Raw genomic sequence first — 16,213 nt, 5'->3', positions numbered from 1 at the left:
AGTGCAGAGGGCGCGGCCATTGCGCCCTTTGCCTGGTCGCCCGCAGCGGGACAGCAAAAAATAACTTTACGTAATGGTGAACAGAATCCCGCCGGATTGATATGCGGCATACCCGCATCAGCCAGCGCTGCGGATAGCGCGTGGTCACACCGCCGCGGTGATTATTCAGCATTTATCAGACATTTTTACCGCTGAAACATTTTTTCTGCAGTCAGCGTTATCGATAGCCAGTGCAGGTTACCGGAGGCGGCATCCGGGCCGCTGAGTGAATGAGTGTGACCAGGGCGAGCCGCAGGGAAGCGGCGAGANGGGGGAACGATCTGCCGCACAGGCCCGGAGTGCATAGGGCGCGGCCGTGCGTCCTCTGCACATCCCCCCCCCCCCGATCCTGTATTGGTTCCGTATCTTTACATTGAACTGACAATAAAAATGATTATACTTCTCATTCTTATTTTTGTGTGTGATTTGTTTCTCTGAGCTATGGCTGGTTATGGCCTGCGGGACAGGGGAAAAACCGACAGAGATGCAGAGTAAAACGTACGGTTGCAAATATCTGCACCGCCGATAAAAACGCTATTGAGGATAATGATGCCTTTTTACAGCAGTCAGTTCAGGGGGCGGGAACATTGTCCCGTGATTTACCGGGTGAAGGATTCGCGGCCTTCTCTGTCATTACTGGCTGTTATGGTTGCCGGTGCATTATATATGCCCCATAGCCAGGCCGCGGCAGGTGACAGTGGTATAAAAAATAACACCCTGCTGGTGACCGGGAACGAACCAGTATCCGACAGTGATACCCCTGAAGATACGGATTATACGGTACCGGTGACCCGTGCTGCGACAAAAATGGCCCTGACCGCGCGTGACACCCCTCAGTCAGTAACAGTCATTACCCGTCAGCGGATGACGGATCAGCAACTCAATACGCTTAATGATGTACTGGAGAACACGACAGGTATTTCTGAAGAGAACTCGGGGGCTAACCGCAGTAACTTCTATTCACGCGGATTTAAAATAGATAACTATCAGGTCGATGGTGTTCCGGTCCTGGTCGATGATCGCTGGAATCTCGGTGATACCCTGTCAGATACGGCAATTTATCAGCGGGTAGATGTGGTCCGTGGTGCGGCCGGTTTAATGAGTGGTGCCGGAGACCCGGCAGCCTCAGTGAATATGATACGTAAACAGGCCGACAGTAAAACCTTTAAAGGCAACCTTGATGCCAGTTACGGTAGCTGGGATAACCAGCGCTATGTGGCAGATCTTTCCGGTCCCCTGAGTGAATCCGGCCGGGTCCGTGGCCGTGTGGTTGCCGGTTATCAGCACAGTGGCAGCTGGCTCGATCACTATCATACGCAAAAGAAATTCCTTTACGCGGTGCTTGATGCAGACATTACGGAGTCGACGACGGCTTCTGTCGGGTATGACTATGAAGATACCGATGTTCACGGAGCAACCTGGGGAGGGCTGCCGACCTTCTATCTTGACGGTAGTAAAACCAGTTATAAACGCAGTACTAATCTTGCTCCTGACTGGGCCTATAATGATGTACATACCCGGCGGGTGTTTGCCAGCCTGAATCAGGCTCTGGCTAATGGCTGGCAGTTCACACTGAGTGGCAGCCATACTGAGTCGACGATGGACAGTAAGTTGCTGTATATTGATGGTTATTTTAATAAAACCACCGGGATTGGTGTCGGGCCTTATACAGGGTACGATCTGTTGGGGGGCACCGGTTATAATACGGCGAAACGCCGTGAAAATGCTGCTGATGCTTATGTCAGCGGACCGTATCAGTTATTCGGCCGTCAGCATGAACTGATGGCTGGTGTCAGTTATATCCGGCAGAACAACCGTTATTACAGTGCGTCGACCAGTTTTACCTCGGCCGATGTCGGTGACTTTAATGACTGGGGGAATTACCCGCAGCCAGACTGGGACCCACAGGCCCTTGCAGAAGATAATACTATTCACCAAAAGTCGGCCTATTTTGCGACCCGGATTACCCTGGCTGATCCGTTGCATCTGATCCTCGGCGCCCGTTATACCCGCTATACCGCAGATACTCTGACCGAGAATATGGTGAAAAATAATATCACTCCTTATGCCGGAGTCGTATACGACATCAACGATACCTATTCTGCCTATGCCAGCTATACCTCAATCTTTAAGCCACAGACTTATCGTGATGAAAATGGTGCTTATCTGAGCCCGGTCACCGGTAAAAACTACGAAACAGGGATAAAAGGTGACTGGCTGAACAGTCGCCTGACGGCTTCTCTGGCGATATTCCGTATTGAACAGGATCATCTCGGAGCGACAGATTATGCACTGGTGAAAGGCAGCACAGATTATGCTTACTATGAACAGAACGGTACAGTCAGCCGCGGTGCCGAATTCGAAATTAACGGAGCAGTGACCGATAACCTGCAGCTGACTTTCGGGGCTACCCGTTATGTCGCCCGTGATGGCAGCGGCGATGCCTTACAACCAACCCAGCCGCAAACGACCTTTAAACTGTTTGGCAGCTACCGGCTGCCATCGCTGCCGGCGCTGACGCTCGGTGGCGGTGTTAACTGGCAGAACCATACCTGGGATAAAGTGTCGGGTCCTGATGGTACGGCTAACTGGTATGCTGATCAGGGCAGTTACGCATTGGTTAATCTGTTTGGCCGTTATACGGTGAACAAAAACCTGTCACTGCAGGCGAACCTGAATAACCTGTTTGATAAAACCTATAATATTGATGTCGGACGTAACACTATTTACGGTGCTCCGCGTAATATTTCAGTTTCGGCAAGTTACCGCTTCTGACAGATACGCGAACTCCCGTGCAGGGAGTTCGCGTATTCTGTCGAATGATAAACCGTATTACCCTGAGTGCTGTATCCGGATTAACTGGTCAACCGGGAAGCTAAGCTGCTTGGCCAGTGCGATATAACGATCAAGCACTTGTTGCGGGATCTGCGGAGTGCGTGACAGGATCCACAAATAATGCCGGTTTGGTCCGCTGACCAGCGCATACTGGTAATCATCATCCAGAGCTATCACATTATACCCGCCGTAGAAAGGACCAAAAAATGAGACTTTCAGGGCGGCAGTATCATGGCTGCCGGTAAAATAGGCTTTGCCTTCACTGCTTTTCCAGCGCCCGCTTTGCGGGTCGTATCCGCGGTTAACCACACTGATCCCGCCATCCTTGCGCTGTCCGTAAGTCGCAGTCACTTGCTGCAGGCCCCGTTCAAAACGGTTATCCAGCCGCGCGATTTCATACCATTTACCGAGATAACGGCTGGCGTCAAAAGGGGTCAGCGGGGTGATACCTTTCGGCGGAACAGGGGACTGACAGGCCACCAGAGTCAGTGATAATGCGATCCCTGTCAGTACGGGCCATACTTTCATTATTACTCCTGTTAATAGTGCGGTCTGCTGCTACGGAAGAGGATTTATCAGAGTATAGCACGGGGACTCAGGATAGCCGGTAACGGGCCCGTTGTCGGCTATCAAAGCGGTTGTAAGGCATTTTATTCAATACATTATTGATTTAAGGTTGTGGTGTTAACCGTAGGCGAGATGTTGTACGGCTGGCCTGACAAACAAAATATCTGGAACCGGGACAGCAGGCTAAGCCAGACTGGAAGGCCAATACTTTCAGAGGAAATAACATGACTGACACTATTATTTCACAGCCCCTGACAATAAATGTTCCGGCCGATTATGCCGATATCCAGTCAGCGTTAGATGCACTGGAAAATAGCACCCTCCGGGCCAGCGTAAATATACAGGTAGCTGACGGTGAGTATACTATTTCTGCCAGCATCACCTCGCGGATCCGGAATTATGATCAGTTGACCTTAAGAGGGAATGAACAGGACTGTTCAAAATGTATTTTGTATATAGACAATACCCAAAACAAAGACGGATTCTTATTTGAGAACGGGTTCGGTATCTCATGGCTCAATGGTTTTACTATTGCCGGCGTCAGTGGCTGGATTGCCGCCGGAGAATGGAACGACCAGTGTTACGGGGCAGGGATCCGCTCGGTAGGCGGCGGCAGCGTTATACTTGGGCCAGCCCTGCATATCACCAAAATGTACTACGGGATCCGTGCAATGAACGGTGCCTTTATCTCGAATGAAACTCAGCCTTCCGGCGGAAATCAGGGCGGCGGGATCACCGTCAGCAATGCCGGAGATGTGGCCTTCCATGCCTACGCTGCTACGCTGAAAGTTAACTGTGCTGAGGCTTATTTCAGCTCGCACAGCAGTGAATCTCTCGGCTTTGGTTTCTGTGCCGAAGCGGGCGGCTTTTTGCAATGTGAATATGCAATCTCTCAGGGTAACCTGCGGGCCGGATTCTATGCCCTGACCAATGGCTCAGTCTGGGCCCATGGCGTCAAAGGTATCAGTAATCTCTACGGTGTACTGGCCTGGGGCGGTGCGGTGGAATGTAATTCATTGGATAACTATATATCCTCTTTTTCCCTGAATAGCGGAGCCGGTATCTATGCGGCATATAATGGTTTTGCCGGTGCTAATAATGCCCGTTGTTCTCAGAATACTCACGGGGTGATGTGTGACAGCGGCGGGCTGGCTGATATTACCTATCTGACCAGCGAAAATAATACGGGCAATGGATTTTATTGCTCTGACTTCGGCGCGATGAGCGGAGGGTATTCAGCTGCCAGTAATAATCAGGGTAATGGCTACCATTGTGAATACGGCAGTTATATGAATATCAGCCACGGGATTGCCAGTAATAATAACAGTCATGGTTTCTATGCCAAAAAAAACAGTCATATTTATTGTTATGCATTTGGCGGGTCGGGGAACGGATATTTCTGCTCACCGGTGCAGACCAGCATTAACGCCAGCGGAGGAAACAGCAACGCCAGTATTGATGACACACTCTGAACGGCGAAGCCATTATAAGGCCGGAGCTATCAGACAGATAGGGTAATACAGGTATCAACAATAGCATGCTGCCGCTACTGTAAGCACAGTTTAATACAGGGGGTTAGCATGAGTAATTCAGAATATGGGAATAATAACCGGTCAGTTTCTGACGTGATTACACCAGAATCCGCGGCAGGAAAATGTCCTTTTCATCAGCAAAAAAATCATCAGGTTGCCGGGACAGGCACCAGAAACAGTGACTGGTGGCCGAATCAGCTGCGGGTGGATTTACTTAACCAGCACTCAGGACGTTCAACTCCGCTGGACAGGGAGTTTGATTACCGGCGTGAATTTGCCGGACTGGATTATTTTGCGCTGAAAGCAGACCTTACGCGTTTACTGACAGATTCTCAGGGCTGGTGGCCAGCCGACTGGGGCAGTTATATTGGTTTGTTTATCCGCATGGCCTGGCACAGTGCCGGAACCTATCGTGCCCTTGACGGACGGGGGGGCTCGGGACGTGGCCAGCAACGTTTTGCTCCTCTCAATGCCTGGCCTGATAACGTCAGCCTTGATAAAGCTCGCCGGCTGCTTTGGCCGGTAAAACAGAAATACGGACAGAAAATCTCCTGGGCTGATTTATATATCCTCGCGGGTAATGTGGCACTGGAAAACGCGGGTTTCCGCACCCTTGGTTTTGCCGGCGGACGTGAGGACGTCTGGGAACCGGATTTGGATGTTAACTGGGGAGCTGAACATCACTGGCTTGAACATCGTCATCCTGAAACTCTGGCTGACTCGTCCCTCGGGGCGACGGAGATGGGGTTGATTTATGTGAACCCGGAAGGACCGGAGCACAGTGGTGATCCGGCGTCGGCAGCACCTGCTATCCGTGCAACCTTCGGCAATATGGGGATGGATGATGAAGAAATAGTGGCATTGATTGCCGGTGGTCATACTCTGGGGAAGACACATGGCGCAGGCCCTGTCAGCCATGTGGGTGCGGATCCTGAGACGGCACCGATTGAAGCTCAGGGATTAGGATGGGCCAGCAGTTTTAACAGCGGTGCCGGTGCCGATGCCATCACCTCCGGACTGGAAGTGACCTGGTCACAGACCCCGACCCGCTGGAGCCACTATTTCTTCGAGAATTTATTTAACTATCAATGGGTACAGACTCGCAGCCCGGCGGGTGCGATTCAGTTTGAAGCCAGAGAGGCCCCGGACAGTATTCCGGATGCGTTTAATCCGCAGAAAAAACATAAACCGGCGATGCTGGTGACTGATTTGACGTTACGCTTCGATCCGCAATTTGAAAAAATTTCGCGACGTTTCCTTAATGACCCGCAGTTATTTAACGACGCCTTTGCCAGGGCCTGGTTTAAACTGACTCACAGAGATATGGGCCCGAAAGCCCGGTACCTCGGTCCGGAAGTGCCGGAGAAAGATTTTCTCTGGCAGGATCCGCTGCCGACAGTACATCAGTGTCCGTCACCGGCAGATATTGCTGCCCTGAAACAAAAAATTGCGGCCTCCGGTCTTAGCGTCTCTGAACTGGTATCTGTTGCCTGGGCCTCTGCGTCAACGTTCCGTGGCGGCGATAAGCGCGGCGGTGCCAATGGTGCACGGCTGGCATTATTACCCCAGCGTCACTGGCCGGTGAATGCCATCGCGGCCAGGGTGCTGCCGGTACTGGAAGCTATTCATCAGTCATTCCCTGTGGCCTCACTGGCAGATATTATTGTACTGGCCGGGGTCGTCGGGCTGGAAACAGCGATTAACGCAACGGGACTGATAGCCGAAGTACCCTTTATGGCCGGCAGGGTGGATGCCAGTCAGCAGCAGACGGATATTGATGCGTTTGGTTTACTGGAGCCACAGGCTGACGGATTCCGCAACTATTATAATGCCACAGGGACAAGTGCTGCAGAGCAGTTGTTAATTGATAAAGCGCAACAACTGACGCTGACAGCGCCTGAACTGACAGTACTGGTCGGTGGTATGCGTTCCCTGGGGGCGAACTTTGACGGCGGGTCCGCAGGGATATTTGGCAGCCATACGGGTGAACTGAATAATAGTTTCTTTGTTAACCTGTTAGATATGCGTACTGAATGGCTGCCATCCGCCGGTTCAGATCATCTTTTTACGGGGCGTGAGCGGAGCAGTGGTGAAGTCCGGTATACGGCGACCCGTGCTGATCTGATTTTTGGTTCTCATCCGGTATTACGTGCCATTGCTGAAGTTTATGCCAGTGAGGACGCCGGAGAAAAACTGGTGAAAGATTTCGTGGCTGCATGGACTAAAGTCATGAATCTGGACCGTTTCGATTTATAACCACCGGCAGTCACGGCAGTCACGGCAGTCACGGCAGTCACGGCAGTTCCCGCAGGACAGGGGACCTGCCGTTACAGGGCTGATACCGACTGATTAATACTCAGCGGAAAACCGGCTTTTATCACCATTTTCGCCAGGTAAAGCGGGCCGGACGGGTATCTCAGTGATCGGGTCAGTACCATCACCGGGGCGTCGGCCGCAATGTCCAGCTTTTTACCGCGATCTTCCCCCGGAACTCCTGCCTGCAACTGGCAGACTGCCGGTTGCGGTGTCTCTTGCAGTATATTCAGTAACAGCGAGTGCACTGACCGGCAGTGGTACTGGCGGGCGGAAAAATCAACCGCCGGAGAAATACGCGGGTCTGCCGCATCCAGACGCTGACCCGCGGGCAGATGTTCCTGTAATAAAGCTATCACTGTATTGCCACTGTAGATCAGGCTTTCACAGAACCAGCTTGCGTCATCATCACTGGTTTCCAGTAATTTATGTGTGAAATCTGAAGGCTGCTGTAACCGTGCATCAATCCGTTGCAAACGTATTTCCCCCGGCGGGCAGCCAAATATTTCCTCAGGGGGAAGCAAATTTTCCAGACCCGGGGTCGGGAGTTTATGGGTAACAAAGCGTCCGATACCGCGTCTGGTGAGTAACAGACCATCTTCTTCCAGCAGCATCAGTGCTTCACGGATTACGGTCCGGCTTACCCCCATTTGTTCACCCAAATCACTCTCTTTTGGCAGCATTGCACCCGGCAGCAGCAGACCCCGGCGAATGGCGGCAGACAGCCGTGAATAGACCGCAACCCGTAACGGTTGTCCGCTTCCGGCAGTCAGGGGAGACATAAGAAATTGATTGATCTCTGACATGAGCATATTTAAACAGCAGTAACAGAAAAGAAAATAGTAAGTGGATCCCGGTGATAAGTAAAACGCATTTGTGAGATATTATACAGGCAAGTATAACATCTGATTTATTATCACTCTGACAGGACTTTTTATGAACTCTGTGGCAGTATCACCGGCTTCCGGCGGGCTGGAAGGCAAAAATGCCGCTCTGCTGGTTTCTGCACTTATGCTCGCGATTCTTGCTTTTCAGCTGAATTGTTCGATGCTTTCACCGGCTTTGCCCGAAATGGCGAAGCAACTTAATGTCAGCATGACGGATATTTCCGCCGTGTCGTCATTATTTTTTCTTTCCGGATCAATTTGCGGAGTGGTACTGAGCCGTTTCAGTGATTTTATTGGTCGCCGGCGTATGCTGATTGCGGTGATGGTTATCTGCAGTGTCGGTACGCTGATCAGTGCCTTTACCCACGACTATTACACTATGCTGGCCGGGCGCGTACTCCAGGGAGCAAGCAGCGCGACATTTCAGCTTTCCTATTTGCTGCTGCATCAGCGTATCAGCCGCCGTCTGTTCGGTACCGCCATTGGCGTGATTACTGCGGTGAATGGTGGTGTCGGGGGCATCGATGGTTATATAGGCGGGCTGCTCAGTGATGCTTATGGTTACCAGTCCATTTTTCTGATCACACTGGCGGTGTGTGTAGTAGCGCTGGTGGCAATAAGCCTGCTTATTCCCCGTGATGAACCTGGTGTAGCTGAAGGTAAAATGGACTGGCCGGGAGCTGTGATACTGTCCTTCAGTATTATTTTTATTAATATCTGCCTTGATAAAGGATCGTCAGCGGGCTGGTTAAGCCAGCAGACACTGTTGTACCTGCTGCTGTTTGTGGCAGCCATTGTGCTGTTCTGGTTTATAGAAAAACGTCGTGCAATACCCCTGGTGCCGGTGGAACACTTTTTTACCCGTCAGTTCTGGCCGGTCATTGCCACAACTATCCTGATTCTGGCGGGTGTCTTTTCGGTGCTGGGTTTCGCGGTGATTATTATCTCGCAGGATACCCATGCCGGCCTTGGGATGAGTGCTGCCCGTTCATCGCTGCTGTTTCTGACCCCGCCAGCGTTGATGGGTTTTCTCTCGGCGCCTCCGTCGGGCTGGCTGGCCGGAAAGGCGGGCTGGATTAAAACATTCAGAACCGGACTGGTACTCTGCCTGGTCCTGATGGTGGTCATTACCCTGAATCCGGTAAATAAACCGGTACTGATCGTCAGTTTATTACTGCTGGGGATAACCTACTATGGTGTGGTACTGAGTTGTATCAGTGGACTGAGTGTGCTGTTGTCGCCCAAAGAAGCACCATCTTCCCTGACGGCGGTAAACGGGGCGTCATTCGGTCTCGGGGCGGGGCTGGGAATTGGTCTGATTGCAGCTTCGGTGGGCAGTGGTACCCTTGAAGGTTTCCGTCACGGATTAATGATCAGTACCGGGCTGACAGCCCTGGCGGTTATTTCCGGTTTTATGGTTAAGATGCGGAAAACATAATTTGTCGTGACATAGTATGCCAGTGTGGCTGCAGGTTTATCAGCGCTACACTGGCCCTTCTGTTCAGTAAAGGTACAAAATGCAACCACTAAAACTGTTTTTTGACTGTGACACAGGTATTGATGATGCTCTGGCGCTGGGGTATTTGCTGGCGGAAAAAGAGAAGGTTGAGATTGTCGGTATAGGCAGTGTCTGCGGTAACACTGACGCCGCTTCGGGGGCACGTAATACCCTTAATTTGCTGAGTCTGGCAGGTGCCGAAGGTATTCCTGTGGCACAGGGGAATGCCGGCCATTTGTGTGCTGCTTTCCATAACAGCAGCCAGCATATTCATGGTGAAAATGGCATCGGCGATGTGATACTGGCCGATTCTCCACACCCGCTGGCGGCAGGTAGCGCGGCAGAGCTGCTGGTGGATCTGGCCAGAAAATATCCGGGAGAATTACAGGTGCTGGCGACCGGGCCACTGACTAATCTGGCGTGTGCGCTACAACTGGAACCCGGCTTAGGGCAGTTATTGGGTCAGGTGACTCTGATGGGCGGAGCGGCCAATGCACCGGGAAACCGGACACCGGTAGCCGAAGCTAACATAGCAGAAGATCCGGAAGCGGCAGGAATAGTGTTCAGTGCTCTGGATAATCTGGTCATGGTGCCGCTGGATGTCACCATGCAACAACTGTTTGAAGAACATCACCACCGGCAATTACTGAACGCAGAACGGCCCTTCGCCCGTGCGCTGGGTGAAATGCTGACCCTGTATATGGGGTTCTATCAGCAAAAGCTGGGCCGCAATGTTTGTGCAATCCATGATCCGGCGGCGGCATTCTTTGCTGTGCAGGGACTGGAAGGATGTGTTGCGCCAAAAGTGAAAGTGGTGATTGATGATACCCGCGGGCCGGGCAGAGGTCAGACAATTTGCGATTTACGCGGTCAGTATAGCGGGTTCCCGCCACAGGAAAATGCCAACTGTCGGGTGGTTCTGAATACCGATAAAGATCTGGCCCCGTTACTGATCGAAAAACTGCTGAATGTTTAACGGCGTTGATCTGTAACAGTACCGCCGGCAGTACTTCTGCGCTGGCGGTGATTACACGGCAGGAAAAGGGCGCCATTTTGCAGAACACTCTGGCTGTGGCGCGGGTGGTGACAATGGCATCCGTAAGGAGATACGTGCTGGCGGCGGAGAAATCCCCTGTTTTCCGGTGGTTAAGCGGGTAAAGACTACAGACCATTGAGTGTCCGGACTGAAAGTCACCGCGTCTATTGTCACCTGCAGAGGATGCTGTGCATCATATCCCCTCAGAACAACAGTTCCTTTGCCGGCACCTTCGGCATTGATATTACTCAGCATAATATGACGATAATCGGGAATCTTATCACCGGTGGCAGCCGGGTTATAGCGGCTATCGAAAGAGACCGGCCAGCGATTATTACGCATACAAATATCCGAATAGTCAATATCACTGACCAGTCCTCCGCGGCTGGCATCACTTTTTATACGTAAGCCGGAGGTGGTGCCATCAAGGGTGAGATTATGTATCACAACATCTCTGACTCCGGCATTAACTTCACTGCCAATTGACATGCCGTGTCCGGAATAGAAGTGGTTGTCAATCACAGAAATATGCTCAGAGGGGCCATTACCGGCTTTAATCGCGATATTGTCATCACCGGTGCGGATAAAGCTGTGAGAAACAGTAATATCCTCCGAAGCCGCAGGATCTATACCGTCAGTATTACGTGCTGAAGCGGGGGTATCAATGATGATTCCCCACAGTGTTGCGCCCTGTACATGGCTAAGCACAATATGGAAACCCGGGGCGTTACGTAGCCGGATGCCGGAAACAATAATATTCTGTGAGCCTGTTATTTGCAGTAAACGCGGGACATTTTGTTTTCCGCCCGCGACGGACTGTGCACGGCGTGCCAGTTGCCACCATGTTTCTTTGTGACCGGCCATCAGACTGCCACCCTGACCGTCAATAATTCCTTTTCCCTGAATACCGCCACCGTTGCTGCTGCGGAGAGTAATAAAAGGCCGGCAACCGGTACCCCGGTTATCAATGGTGCCACAACGCCCCTGACCGGTATCATAGCGCTGCGGGTCCGTATCCGCTTTTAAGACACTGCCCGCGCTGAGACGCAGGAATACCCCCGCAGGAATGGTCAGGGGGCCGGAAAGAAAGGTATTGCCGGCAGCACCGGTGCTTAGCCGGAGGGCCTGACCGGCAGGACAATGATCCAGAGCCTGTTGAATGCGTTGCTGTGTCATGGTGACGGCTTCGCCGGACTGAGGATAAAGGGTGGTGCAGACTGGCTGAATTTGTTGCGGGGCGCTAACTTCGCGGCGATCACCTGCCGCTGCCGCAGGGCGTAAATACAGTCCGGAGATCGTTATCAGGGAAGCGATAATACAGGTCAGGGCAGTTGCTGGTCTTAACATCAGGGCCTCACTTTTCCACTGTCCGGGTGTCGTCTGTCACTTAATATCTTCTGAATCTGAATCTGAATCTGAATCTGAATCTGAATCTGGATTGGCCAGTCTGAACGCCGGAGAATACCGGAAACTATAAGCCATTTAGTGAACAGGTGATACTTGCGATTATTCGTGTCGCAGGGAAAGAGCAAGACGGATGCTTAGAGCCATAATACTGTCGTCGTGGTGCAGGCAGTTACCGGCACCACGACGACACAGACCGGTTTACTGTTTTGCAGCCTGTTTTGCCGCAGTAATCCAGCTATCGAACTCTGCCTGGTGGGCATGGATCCAGCCATCTACCTGGGCTGAAACATCAGCGGCAGAATCTTCACCATTATGCATACTGAGGTTCTGTGCACTGATATCCTGTAACGGCAGTTTCATGACAGAGAATAATTTTCTTGCTGCCGGATTGTTTGCTGCCCAGGCTTTGTTAGCAATAATATTTTCAACATTGACGCTGAAACCATAGTTTTTACCGTTTGGCAGCCGGGTATCTTCTTTTGGCTGACCGGCAGGAGAAGCAGAGAACGGCACCGTCAGCCAGACAACATCTTTACCCGGTTTTAATACAAAGTTCACCCAGTAAGGTGTCCAGGTGTAATATAAAACAGGTTTTCCGGCGTTATAACGGGAAATAACATCAGCCAGCATGGCAGAATAACTGCCCTGGTTCTGTTCCACTGTCTGGCTCAGGCCATAAGCTTTAATCTGCGCATCAATGACGCTGCCACAGGCCCATCCAGGTTCACAGCCGGTCAGTGCGGCTTTTCCGTCACCGTTATCGTCGAATAATTTTGCAATTTTCGGATCTTTTAGCTGGGAAATATCGGTAATATGGTATTTTTCAGCAGTTTTTTTATCGATTAAATAACCCTGAGCGGCACCGGTAATATAAGGTCCGGTACGGAAGAAACTTTTATCCCCGCCTGCTGACTGATACATTGCCGATTGTAACGGCTCCCAGTCAACGGCAGAGTAGGTAGCATCGCCACGGGCAACCGAGGCATATATGACACTGTAATCCACTTCCTGGGTCGGTTTTACATCATATCCCAGCGTTGACAGTGCGCGATTGACTAACTCTGTCTGGAAGGATTCTTCAGCCAGCGGACTTTTCACTGCCTGAACAGTAATTCCTTTACCCGGCAGGTCCTGCGCAGCGACGCTGCCACAAAAAGAAAGTACTAATGCAGGGAGAATTATTTTTTTATTCACATGTTGCTCCTGTTGTTCAGTTATTTTTAACCTAACAACACGCGAATTATAAATCAACTTTAATTCCTGATAGCCATTCTGACAGAATTATATTCTGTTTTTTTTGTAATGACACTTTTAGTTATCGGCGATTTTTTAGTAAATTAATCACCGATATTATGATTTATGGTCAGCTGCTTTATTTCCTGGTTCAGAGAACAGAATTCCGTGGACACAGACCACCGGGCGGGATTATTTTGTTATAAAAACGTAAATCAAACACCCGGATGATGGTATTTTCGCGCAGGGTAATTATCTCCTGACATACAGGGATGATGGCGGGTAAGAGCAATAATTACCACCGGTTATTTTCGGGAATCTATCAGGCTATTTTGTCAGCACAGAATGTTTTCATGAATGATATTCATAACGCTAATGATTTATCAGGTTATTAATTCCCGGTTATTTTCAGCGTATACTCTGCTGTTCTTATTATTGTTATTTCAGGGGCATTCCCCGGCAGCGGAAAATCACCCGCTCACGGGACAATATTCTGTATGACAATTTCTTTCTATTAATTCCGAAAGCCAGTGAGGAAACTATGGACAGAAAAAAAATGCTTATTCTGACATTAACCCGGTGGATCGATGAAAATATCCACTTACCTCTTAAAATTGAACAGGTCGCAGAGCGTTCCGGTTATTCAAGATGGCATCTGCAACGCATGTTTTATCAGGTGATGAAACAGAGCCTGGGTAAATATATCCGTGAAAAAAAACTGACACTGGCGGCACAGGATTTACTGACCGGGGATGAAACAGTGATGGAAATCTCCCTGAGGTATGGTTTCGAATCTCAGCAATCATTTACCCGTTCATTTTCGGGAAAATATCATCTGCCTCCGGCAACCTTCAGGCGACAGCATCACCCGGAAACAGTGGCGGGAAATATTGCATGGGATAATCGGGCAGGGGACAGATTATCCCCAAATCATTGCTGCCCAGCGCAGCAACAGCAGTCCCAGACAAATTAATACCAGTACCAGCACCATTTTTCCGTATTTTTTACTTCTCTCGTTAGCCATTCAGCGTTCCCTTGATTGCAATTCCCGCAGGCGTCACAGTAGCAGAGCAGATATTAACTGGCAATCCGTGACGTGCTGCATTTTTGGTACCCTGCGGGAACCTCCGTTTACAGTTCGTTCTTAATGCAAAATTCTTCCCAGCTCATCCCCAATGCGTCAGCATGAGACTTGAGGTAATTTTCGATAGCATCGGCTGCAACGGCTTTATCCGGTTCAGCCAGCTGGATGGAAAAGATGATACCGTCGAGCTTTTTCTGGCGCAGAAAAGCGGCGTAGATCCTCTCAGCCTGCATTTCACGACATTGTTGTAAGGTCATTCCTGCCAGCTGCGCGTCCGCATCGCTGAGTTCGTCCAGAGCGGCCCGAAAATCCGGATGGGCGGAAAAAAACATATCACGGGCAATGGCATAATATTGTTCAGGAGTTTTCATAACATTTATTGTCCAGCTAAAACATGGCGGAATTGTATCTGCTCTGCCGCCGGATGTCAGGTGAACTGTGTGATTATGCTGAATCTGTGGTAAAAACAGCTGTCCGGTAGCCAGAGGGGCTGCATTAGACGCGGGACACTATATAATAGCCCGCGAATATCCGATATCAGACACGGGCTTGCAGAGAATTTATATGAAAAGATGGATAATGTTGTTACCGATGCTGGCACTGGCCGGTTGTGTGCAGATCGATAATTATCAGCAGGCGGTTAAATTACCGGCACCTGCCGGTCTGGCGGGGGTCTGGCAAACAGAGGGTCCGCAGGACGGACTGGTCAGCAGCCAGGCAATCGCGTCTTTGCTGGTCAGCCCGCAGGGGGACACCCTTGACTGCCGTCAGTGGCAGCGGGTGATTGCTAAACCAGGTAAGCTGGCACAGGTCGACGGTAAACTGGTAAATATTAATCGTTTGCTGCGGGTTATGCCGTTAGAAACTGATAACGGGGTGTTACATTATGACGGACTGACTCTGAAAAAAGTCAGTCAGCCAACCGCGGAATGTCAGAAAGCGCTTGGCGAAGCTGATGCACATCCGCAACAGGATGTTATCCAGAATATTCAACCGTCATTACTGGAAAACCACTTTGCCGATGGCACCGCCGCCGCTGACTAGTTGCTGCACAGAGCAGGCCATGGTCTAGACAGAAAAATAGGCTTTCAGCACTTTTTGCTGCTGTCTGCCCTGGCTGAGCAGAACGGATGTGTCCTGAATTGCCTGACGGATCACCGCCGATAAATGCTGATGCTCTGCCAGCAAGAACTGCTGTTGTGTCCGGTAATATGCTTTTTCGCCGGATGAACAGTCAGGCGGGCTGGCGGCAAGTTGCCTGTAACCTGCCACCAGTGCCGTCAGTTCCGTCCATTGTTGTGCTTCCGCCAGCGCCTGTAATTGCCGGCTGGTTTCTGCCAGCTGTGTCAGCCATTGTGCGTAACCGGACATGCTACCCTCCCTGGCTGCTGGTCTGCAGGCTCTGTTTCCAGCCGTCGGCAATGTTACCAATCAGCAGGCCTGCTTCGCTGATGGCGTTAATATCCTGATGCAGATTGGCCTGCAGGAGCCGGAAAATAACATAGTCATACAGTGCAGTCAGTTGCTGTGCCAGCGGGTCATCCGGCCAGTCAGCGAGAGGTGCTTTCAGTCCGTTTTCGATAATATCCATTGCTTTCGACAGATTATGCCCTTTAGCCCGGATATCCCCCTGTTCGGTAAATAATCTGGCACGGGCGAGGGCGCTGAGAGCACCCTCGAACAGCAGTGTGGTCAGTTGCTGTTGATCGGCGCTGAGTACGGCACTTTCAATACTGATGGCTGCATACGCATTTGCGCCAGTCATGGTTTTCACGCGGCCTT

15 protein-coding genes and 1 pseudogene are annotated in these 16,213 nt (G+C 50.9%); 8 read left to right on the top strand and 8 right to left on the bottom strand.

The window, feature by feature from the left end; translation table 11 throughout:
- Both JK198_RS02745 and fhuE read left to right on the top strand, forming a co-directional pair.
- Nucleotides 1-195: hypothetical protein (locus tag JK198_RS02745; protein ID WP_212715358.1), on the top strand; the 195-nt coding region annotated here is incomplete at its 5' end.
- A 393-nt stretch (nt 196-588) separates the two neighbouring features.
- On the top strand, nt 589-2,814 hold the full coding sequence (fhuE, locus tag JK198_RS02740; protein ID WP_212710260.1) for a ferric-rhodotorulic acid/ferric-coprogen receptor FhuE: 2,226 nt from the start codon (nt 589-591) through the stop codon (nt 2,812-2,814).
- Between the two features lie 57 nt (nt 2,815-2,871).
- On the opposite strand, the gene blc is transcribed toward fhuE, so the two are convergent.
- Nucleotides 2,872-3,402 (bottom strand): outer membrane lipoprotein Blc, encoded by a 531-nt coding sequence (gene blc / locus JK198_RS02735; protein WP_212709187.1) that lies wholly within the window; start codon nt 3,400-3,402, stop codon nt 2,872-2,874.
- Nucleotides 3,403-3,665: 263 nt separating this feature from the next.
- Between blc and JK198_RS02730 the strand changes: the two genes are divergently transcribed.
- Together JK198_RS02730 and katG are read left to right on the top strand one after the other, a co-directional pair.
- A complete protein-coding gene (locus JK198_RS02730; protein WP_212709186.1) occupies nt 3,666-4,913 on the top strand; it encodes a hypothetical protein in 1,248 nt (415 codons plus the stop codon).
- 108 nt (nt 4,914-5,021) lie between these two features.
- Nucleotides 5,022-7,229 (top strand): catalase/peroxidase HPI, encoded by a 2,208-nt coding sequence (gene katG, locus JK198_RS02725; RefSeq protein ID WP_212709185.1) that lies wholly within the window; start codon nt 5,022-5,024, stop codon nt 7,227-7,229.
- A gap of 71 nt (nt 7,230-7,300) precedes the next feature.
- Here the strand turns inward: katG and JK198_RS02720 are convergent, their stop codons facing one another.
- Nucleotides 7,301-8,068, bottom strand: a complete 768-nt coding sequence (locus JK198_RS02720) for a GntR family transcriptional regulator (protein ID WP_212710251.1) — start codon at nt 8,066-8,068, stop codon at nt 7,301-7,303.
- Nucleotides 8,069-8,222: 154 nt separating this feature from the next.
- On the opposite strand from JK198_RS02720, the gene JK198_RS02715 reads away from it, so the two are divergent.
- Both JK198_RS02715 and JK198_RS02710 read left to right on the top strand, forming a co-directional pair.
- Nucleotides 8,223-9,611 (top strand): MFS transporter, encoded by a 1,389-nt coding sequence (locus JK198_RS02715; RefSeq protein ID WP_212709183.1) that lies wholly within the window; start codon nt 8,223-8,225, stop codon nt 9,609-9,611.
- Between the two features lie 79 nt (nt 9,612-9,690).
- On the top strand, nt 9,691-10,647 hold the full coding sequence (locus JK198_RS02710; protein ID WP_212710250.1) for a nucleoside hydrolase: 957 nt from the start codon (nt 9,691-9,693) through the stop codon (nt 10,645-10,647).
- A gap of 51 nt (nt 10,648-10,698) precedes the next feature.
- On the opposite strand, the gene JK198_RS02705 is transcribed toward JK198_RS02710, so the two are convergent.
- Together JK198_RS02705 and proX are read right to left on the bottom strand one after the other, a co-directional pair.
- Nucleotides 10,699-12,054 (bottom strand): glycosyl hydrolase family 28 protein, encoded by a 1,356-nt coding sequence (locus tag JK198_RS02705; RefSeq protein WP_212709181.1) that lies wholly within the window; start codon nt 12,052-12,054, stop codon nt 10,699-10,701.
- 258 nt (nt 12,055-12,312) lie between these two features.
- Nucleotides 12,313-13,308 carry a glycine betaine/L-proline ABC transporter substrate-binding protein ProX gene (gene proX, locus JK198_RS02700; RefSeq protein ID WP_212709180.1) on the bottom strand — a complete coding sequence of 332 codons (996 nt, stop codon included), beginning with the start codon at nt 13,306-13,308 and terminating at the stop codon, nt 12,313-12,315.
- Between the two features lie 580 nt (nt 13,309-13,888).
- Here proX and JK198_RS02695 point away from each other — a divergent pair.
- A pseudogene (locus JK198_RS02695) lies at nt 13,889-14,215 on the top strand (helix-turn-helix domain-containing protein); the annotation flags it as partial.
- A gap of 51 nt (nt 14,216-14,266) precedes the next feature.
- On the opposite strand, the gene yniD reads toward JK198_RS02695, so the two are convergent.
- A complete protein-coding gene (yniD, locus tag JK198_RS16755) occupies nt 14,267-14,371 on the bottom strand; it encodes a small membrane protein YniD (protein ID WP_249213055.1) in 105 nt (34 codons plus the stop codon).
- Nucleotides 14,372-14,478: 107 nt separating this feature from the next.
- Entirely contained in the window at nt 14,479-14,802 is a 324-nt protein-coding gene (locus JK198_RS02690) for a DUF6388 family protein (RefSeq protein ID WP_212709178.1), read from the bottom strand.
- A gap of 193 nt (nt 14,803-14,995) precedes the next feature.
- On the opposite strand from JK198_RS02690, the gene yedD reads away from it, so the two are divergent.
- Nucleotides 14,996-15,475 (top strand): lipoprotein YedD, encoded by a 480-nt coding sequence (gene yedD / locus JK198_RS02685; protein ID WP_212709177.1) that lies wholly within the window; start codon nt 14,996-14,998, stop codon nt 15,473-15,475.
- Nucleotides 15,476-15,499: 24 nt separating this feature from the next.
- Here yedD and JK198_RS02680 read toward each other — a convergent pair whose 3' ends face one another.
- Nucleotides 15,500-15,802, bottom strand: coding sequence for a hypothetical protein (locus JK198_RS02680; RefSeq protein WP_212710248.1), 303 nt, complete (start codon nt 15,800-15,802; stop codon nt 15,500-15,502).
- Between the two features lies 1 nt (nt 15,803).
- Nucleotides 15,804-16,196 (bottom strand): flagellar export chaperone FliS, encoded by a 393-nt coding sequence (gene fliS / locus JK198_RS02675; protein ID WP_212709192.1) that lies wholly within the window; start codon nt 16,194-16,196, stop codon nt 15,804-15,806.
- Between the last annotated feature and the right edge of the window lie 17 nt (nt 16,197-16,213).

The sequence above is a fragment of the Tatumella sp. JGM91 genome, from assembly GCF_018257575.1.
Taxonomy (GTDB): Bacteria; Pseudomonadota; Gammaproteobacteria; order Enterobacterales; family Enterobacteriaceae; genus Tatumella; species Tatumella punctata.
The sequence above is the reverse complement of the archived record's forward strand: the minus strand, read 5'-3'. Positions and strand labels throughout refer to the sequence as shown.

Bases quoted from the DNA above. Each gene is read 5' to 3' on its own strand.
- JK198_RS02680 (WP_212710248.1), bottom strand. From the start codon at position 15,802: ATGTCCGGTTACGCACAATGGCTGACACAGCTGGCAGAAACCAGCCGG.
- yniD (WP_249213055.1), bottom strand. From the start codon at position 14,371: ATGGCTAACGAGAGAAGTAAAAAATACGGAAAAATGGTGCTGGTACTG.
- JK198_RS02705 (WP_212709181.1), bottom strand. From the start codon at position 12,054: ATGTTAAGACCAGCAACTGCCCTGACCTGTATTATCGCTTCCCTGATA.
- fliS (WP_212709192.1), bottom strand. From the start codon at position 16,196: ATGACTGGCGCAAATGCGTATGCAGCCATCAGTATTGAAAGTGCCGTA.
- JK198_RS02730 (WP_212709186.1), top strand. From the start codon at position 3,666: ATGACTGACACTATTATTTCACAGCCCCTGACAATAAATGTTCCGGCC.
- fhuE (WP_212710260.1), top strand. From the start codon at position 589: ATGCCTTTTTACAGCAGTCAGTTCAGGGGGCGGGAACATTGTCCCGTG.
- JK198_RS02690 (WP_212709178.1), bottom strand. From the start codon at position 14,802: ATGAAAACTCCTGAACAATATTATGCCATTGCCCGTGATATGTTTTTT.
- katG (WP_212709185.1), top strand. From the start codon at position 5,022: ATGAGTAATTCAGAATATGGGAATAATAACCGGTCAGTTTCTGACGTG.
- JK198_RS02715 (WP_212709183.1), top strand. From the start codon at position 8,223: ATGAACTCTGTGGCAGTATCACCGGCTTCCGGCGGGCTGGAAGGCAAA.
- yedD (WP_212709177.1), top strand. From the start codon at position 14,996: ATGAAAAGATGGATAATGTTGTTACCGATGCTGGCACTGGCCGGTTGT.
- JK198_RS02710 (WP_212710250.1), top strand. From the start codon at position 9,691: ATGCAACCACTAAAACTGTTTTTTGACTGTGACACAGGTATTGATGAT.
- blc (WP_212709187.1), bottom strand. From the start codon at position 3,402: ATGAAAGTATGGCCCGTACTGACAGGGATCGCATTATCACTGACTCTG.
- JK198_RS02720 (WP_212710251.1), bottom strand. From the start codon at position 8,068: ATGTCTCCCCTGACTGCCGGAAGCGGACAACCGTTACGGGTTGCGGTC.